The sequence below is a fragment of the Globicatella sanguinis NBRC 15551 genome (assembly GCF_001552295.1).
GTDB classification, from domain to species: domain Bacteria; phylum Bacillota; class Bacilli; order Lactobacillales; family Aerococcaceae; genus Globicatella; species Globicatella sanguinis.
This window is the reverse complement of record NZ_BCQX01000127.1, coordinates 1-6,433: the sequence shown is the minus strand read 5'-3', so window position 1 is coordinate 6,433 and position 6,433 is coordinate 1. Positions and strand designations below refer to the sequence as shown.

The window sequence follows — 6,433 nt, the reverse complement described above, 5'->3', positions numbered from 1 at the left end:
TTTTTTATGGTCTTTAACTTATTCTTGTAACATTTGTTTTTCGTTCTCAGCAGATGCTTATATGAAGGATAGAGCTTATTTTTACTGTCTCTTTTACCACTTAACCATGAAATTTAACCACTTATCAAAAATTCACCCTTTTTTTATACATTTTAAGTATAGTATGGGCAAAGGAGTGAATGCAGATGATTTTAGAAGCTATCAATTTAACCAAAACATTTGGCGATAAAATTGCGGTTAACAATGTAGATTTTTCGATTGAACGAGGTTCGTTTGTGGCATTTTTAGGTCCCAATGGTGCAGGTAAATCCACGACGATTCAAATGTTATTAGGGTTATTAGAACCGACAGCAGGCAAGGTTCATTATCCACAAAATGTTCGGGTGGGTGTGGTCTTTCAACAAAGTGTATTAGATGATGTCTTAACCGTTCGTGAAAATCTTGTCATTAGAGCGGGGCAATATCCAGCAAATGAAGTCGCCAATATTGATCAATTAATCCATTCATTAGGGATGCAATCATTTGAAAACCAACGATATGGGACCCTATCAGGTGGACAAAAGCGACGAGTTGATATCGTGAGAGCTTTGCTAAATCGACCGGAAATTTTATTTTTAGATGAACCGACGACTGGACTTGATATTCAAACACGAACGACTATTTGGGAACTTATGGATCAAATACGTCAAGAAACCGGGATGACGATGGTTTTAACCACTCATTATTTGGATGAAACCCACGATGCCGATCAAGTATTTATCATCGACCAAGGAAAAATACTAGCAGCCAACTCGGCTAAAGACATCATCAAGCAACATTCAAAGCATGTGTTAAAATTATATACGGCAGATGCAGAGTCAGTATGCCAATTCGTAAGTGGCTCATTGGAAGTGGTAAAAGAAGACAATGTATTAATTATCAGAATCGATAGTTCTCAACAAGCAATGGAAATTTTAAAACAAGTAGCAGCTCTCATTACTGATTTTGAATTTTCATTAGGAACCATGAATGATGCCTTTATGGCTTTAACTGGAAAGGAGATGCGTTAGGATGAGACACTTAATACGTCGAAATTTACTCTTATATTTTAGAAATCTATCACATGTCTTGCTTTCGTTATTAGGTGCTATTATTTCATTTGGCCTCTATCTTATTTTTTTGAGAAGTAATTTAGAGGCCTCTTTTTCACAAATTCCGGACAGCCGCATGGTATTAAATTTTTGGGTCATTGCCAGTTCCTTAACCATTGCAGGGATGACTACAACCTTATCCAATTTATCTCAAATGACTCGCGATTTCGAACAAGGCGTCCGTAATGATTTATTAATGGCGCCACTGGGTTATTGGAAGCTTCAACTAAGTTATTTATTAAGTGCCATTTTGGTGGGCATCTTGATGCAAGTATTAGTCTTAATCATTATGTTAGCTTATTTTATCATTGTCGATGGTATGGTGATGCGATGGAACATTCTACCTCAGTTGTTGCTTATTATTTTATTGAGTGCCAGTTTGTCTTCAATTTTGAATATGATTATCATTAGTTTCGTTAAAACCTCCAGTTCATTAGGGAGTATCGAGACCATTATTGGAACCGCTTCGGGGTTTTTAATCGGGGCGTACATGCCGATTGGTATCATGCCCAATTTTACTCAAACTTTGATGAAAGCCACCCCCCAACTTTATATTGCATCCTTATTTAGACAAGTCTTAATGAATGAGGAGCTGGAGCAAATTATTTTCTTTGCTCGCAATCGAGTCATTGAAATAATGGGGGTAAAAATCAAATGGGGTGAACTATTGACTCTTCAAACGACCTATTTTATAGTGGTGGTAATGATAGTCGTTGCCGCAATTATACTAGGGTGTGTGTTGTGGGCACAAAAGAAAAAGCGCTAATTAAAAGGTGCTAATGATAGGAAGCTGATGAGTATTAGCTTATTGTGAGATGATAGTCGGACATTTTAGAGCCAAAGAATAGAGGAACGATTGTCAAAGAAGACTACCATCGAATGGAGGATAAGGGATGAGAAAAGAATTTAAAGTCAATAATCAAATATCAGCGAGTCATCCCTTGGTGACCATTCAAGCCGAAAGTTTAACCGATGAAGCCAAAGCCATTAGTGATTATTTAGACCGTTTTGGCCAGTTACAAGTTTCGACGATTCCGATAAAAAGTGATGACCAAATATTAATGATAAAAATCGATCAAATAATAATGGCAGATATTCAACAAAATACTTTGATGATTTATAGCGTTGATGGTGTTTATCAAACTACCGAAACATTAAAACGATTTGAACAGCGACTTAACCGAGCACATTTTATACAAGTTTCAAAACATGCTATTCTAAATCTCGATCATTTGCATTCGTTATCGAATTCATTTTCAGGTAATATGATGGCGAAGTTGACGAATGGATATAAAACCAGTGTGAGTCGAAAATATGTTAAAGTGTTAATGGAATGTTTAGGTTTATAAGGAGGAAACTGTATGAAACAATGGGCGAAATATTTTTTAGCTGGGATGCGTACGGGTTCCTTAGTTTTTCTTATTATTTTTTGGCTAAATGATTTTAAAATTCAATTAGATCAAACTTATTTTTTTAGCATTTTAATTACGAGTGGGTTATATGGTTGCGGCAATTACTTTTTTGAGGGTGAGCCATTTGAAGATTTTGCTTTCATTAAAAGTTTAGCCATCCATTTTGTTTACACAATTGTCATTTATAGTCTCTTTGCTTATATTAATAATCTGATGGAAATGTTATTATCCGGGATAGGAATTCTTAATTTTATCCTCATTTATATCTTTATTTGGTTAGGTGTTTTATTTAATAACTATTTAAATGCTAAACAAATTAATCAAGCCTTACGTGAACGACGTCAAAAGCTGAATAAAGAGTAAGTGGGTCTGTGGATCAAATTCACGCAAAAGTAGTTCGGCCCTGTGAAAAATAATGATTTTGAACAAAAAATACCAGTGGGTTTACAGTAGAAAATCACCTAAAATTCTACTTCGACCCATTCTTTTTTCATTCATGAATATTTGGTGAAGATGTCTTTCTAATTTTGTAAAATGTTTGACAAATAAGTGATTTTAAGCCTTTCATAATAAGATTATGATATAATTTTATGTGAGAGAATAAGGAGGAATTATTATGAAAATGGGGCGTCAATTTAAACATTTATTATTATCATCACTTTTAGTTTTAAGTCAAATTTCAGTACCAATGATTAGTGCTCAAGATTCAAGTAACTCCGTACAATATCAAGTAGGAGTCAAATTAAATTTGCCGGATAATACGGCTCAAGACAAAACCGATGTTAGTTATGACATTATTAATGTTCAAACCAATGAAGTTGTTTACTCATATCGTAATGGCGAAGTAACAGGTGGCGAACTTAATTTACCCGAAGGGCAATATATACTGCGTCTCTATTATTGGGATAATATTAGTCAATCAGGTGCGATTGTAGCCGATGAGTTAGAGCAATCGATAGCGGAACCTACCGCGGAAGAACAAGCAAATGGGAAGTCAGTGAGAAAGACGCATACGCCAGGTTATGAAAATACTTTAGGGGATGGCAGTGTCGTTTATGATGTTCCTTTTGAGGTGAAAGCTACTGCTGAACTTTTAGATGAGAGTAGTCAACAGTATCATGCAGCATTAAATTTTTATATTGCAGATCCTCAAACAGCGCAAAATAATGATACACCAGGTCAAGACATGACTGAGACCTCAAGCGAAGCGTCAGTTGAAGAAACCGAATCGTCAGTCGAAGAAACAGAAGCACCGGTCTTAAATGGTGCAGTTTCATTAACAGTAGTGGATGAAAATGGTACTGCGGTGCCAAATGTCAATTTTGATTTATCTGGTCATGCCCTAACAACCGATGAAAACGGGCAAGCTCGAATCAGTGATCTGACGCCAGGTGCTTATACACTAGCGATTGTTGGATTACCTGAAGGTTACCAAGGTGAATTAAATCAAGAAATAATGGTTGAGGAAAATACCGAATCTCAACTTACCTTAACTGTTAATACGGTTTCAACCACTGCTTCAGCCATTATCAGTATCGTTGACGAAAATGGAACACCAATTCCCAATGTTGGAGTATTGATGGAAGGTGTAGAAGTCGTTACTGATGAACAAGGCCAAGCGGTCTTTGCTGATTTACCAGCTGGGGAGTATCAATTTGATTTAAGTAGCATTCCCAATAATTATACTGGAGAAACAGCTGGTTCTTTAGTAATTGACCCTTCAGTTGGAGATGCCACGATGACGATGACGTTAACAACAGTGGCTCAGACAGGAAATGTTAAATTTGTCGTTACCGATCAAGATGGGAAAGCTTTATCAAATGTTGGGATTCAATTCCAAGATCAGCTTATTTATACTACAGAAGATGGAAGTGTGACAGTATCAGGTTTAGACTTAAGTGAGTATCATTACACCATTGCGGAATTGCCAAATGAGTATACTTTAGAAAATCCATCGGGTAGTTTTACATTAGCGAATGCTGATGAGACGGTTGAAGTACCAATACAAGTTCAAGCCGTTCCCCAAGTAGGAAAGGCCGTCATTCAAGTAGTCGATGAAAATCAAGCACCGGTACCAGGAGTTTCGATTTTAATTAATGGAGAAGCGGAAGTCATTACAGATGATGCGGGTCAAATTTTATTAGAAGACCAAGCATTAGGTACTTATCAATATCAAGTCACTGCCTTACCAGAAGGGTATCAAAGTGAGGCTTTAGAAGGGTCATATGAAGTAACAACAGAAGGGGTGACGGTCAATTTAGCGGTACAAACAGCGCCTAAAACCCAAGTTGTTAAAATGACCTTCGTCGATCAATTAGGACAAGCCGTTCCCAACATTACTGTGACTATAGATGAACAAACTGCAACAACAGATGAGAATGGTGTCGTTACTTTTGATAAAGTTGCTATCGCGGATCAAGTTTATCAAGTGACTAATTTACCAGAGAAATTTAATGAAAGTTATGAAGGTAGTTTAACGGTGTCAGCAGATGCTGCTGTCGATGAAACAGTGGTGTTAGAACGTGAAGTGACAAAAGGAACAGCAACAATAACGGTCGTTAATCAAGATAATGAACCGGTGGCTAATGTTAATGTTAAATTCGGTGGATTAAATGCGATATCCGATGATAACGGACAAGTATATTTTGATAATTTAGATTTAGGTAATTATCATTATGCAGCTGTCGAAGGACCAGCCAATGTCACCTTATCAGAAGAAGAAAAATTAGCAGAAATAACTGAAGGAATTGAATTTTCTGATACAATTGTAGTCGAAGAAACAAAAGAAGGTAGCGTTCAATTTATCATTCGTGACGAAAATAATAATCCGGTCAAAGGGATTACGGTAAAAATCAATAATCAAGAATTTACGACAGATGAAGAAGGACAAGTTCAAGTCTCTGAATTGGCTCCGGGAGAAGTAGGTTATACTTTATCAGAATCGCCAGATTATACATTTAATCAAGCAGAAGGAACCATTGTGGTTGAAGCGGGTCAAACAAAAGTAGTTGAAATTACGGCAACAATTGTTGAAACAACTACAGAAGCGCCGACAACCACGGAAGCACCGACGACAACGGAGGCACCGACAACAACGGAGGCACCGACGACAACAGAATCGCCGACGACAACAGAGGCACCAACGACAACGGAAGTGCCAACTACAACAGAAGCAGCGCCAACTACGACGGTTGAACAAACGACAATTGCGTCAGAACAGGCGTTAAAACAATTTGTTGATTCCACGACCAATGTTGAAGTTTGGGTTCATCCAGATGATGCGAATAAAGTAGCGAAAATTGTAGTTGAACGTGTCAGTCAAAATATACCACAATCATTATCTAATAAAGAGGCTGATTTTTATAATATTAAAGCCGTAGATCAAAATGGTCAACCGGTAAGCTTTACAAAAACTGTGCAAGTAAAATTACCAACACGACCAATCAATTCACAAATTCAATTATTACGTATTAACGGTCAGCAACTAACCTCGATTAATCATACAGTTCATAATCAACGCGTTAATTTTACGACGCAACAATTAGGATTATATGCATTAGTTTATGGGGATAAAGTAACCACAACGACAGAAGCAACCACTACACAAGCAACCACCACCACTCAGCAACAAACATTAACGGTGGATAAAACGAAAACAGTACAAAAAACAATACCGAATACCGGTGAAAAACGAAGCGTATTAGGGGTGATGTTGGCTATTGGGTTACTAGCATTAGGTGGTTTAGTTATTTTTGGTAAGAAAAATAATTCGAATCGAGATGAATAACCGAAATAAGTTTGAAGACAGCGATTAAATTCGCTTCTTCAAACTTTTTTCATAACCAGATAAAAATTATCAACCTGAACGAAATTGAAGCAACGATTGATGAC

General features: G+C 36.9%; 5 protein-coding genes. All 5 read left to right on the top strand.

Annotated features, from left to right (window positions below; translation table 11 throughout):
* Positions 1-185: 185 nt before the first annotated feature.
* The 5 genes from GSA01S_RS08940 (at position 186) to GSA01S_RS08920 (ending at position 6,329) form a co-directional block, all read left to right on the top strand.
* Positions 186-1,049: an ABC transporter ATP-binding protein gene (locus GSA01S_RS08940; RefSeq protein WP_066126777.1), complete on the top strand. Its 864-nt coding sequence runs from the start codon at positions 186-188 to the stop codon at positions 1,047-1,049.
* 1 nt (position 1,050) lies between these two features.
* Positions 1,051-1,896 carry an ABC transporter permease gene (locus tag GSA01S_RS08935; protein ID WP_066126775.1) on the top strand — a complete coding sequence of 282 codons (846 nt, stop codon included), beginning with the start codon at positions 1,051-1,053 and terminating at the stop codon, positions 1,894-1,896.
* Between the two features lie 127 nt (positions 1,897-2,023).
* Entirely contained in the window at positions 2,024-2,479 is a 456-nt protein-coding gene (locus GSA01S_RS08930; RefSeq protein WP_066126774.1) for a LytTR family DNA-binding domain-containing protein, read from the top strand.
* Positions 2,480-2,491: 12 nt separating this feature from the next.
* Complete coding sequence (locus tag GSA01S_RS08925) at positions 2,492-2,905, top strand: DUF3021 family protein (protein WP_066126772.1); 414 nt, start codon at positions 2,492-2,494, stop codon at positions 2,903-2,905.
* Between the two features lie 253 nt (positions 2,906-3,158).
* Complete coding sequence (locus tag GSA01S_RS08920; RefSeq protein WP_066126769.1) at positions 3,159-6,329, top strand: LPXTG cell wall anchor domain-containing protein; 3,171 nt, start codon at positions 3,159-3,161, stop codon at positions 6,327-6,329.
* The last annotated feature ends 104 nt before the right edge of the window (positions 6,330-6,433 follow it).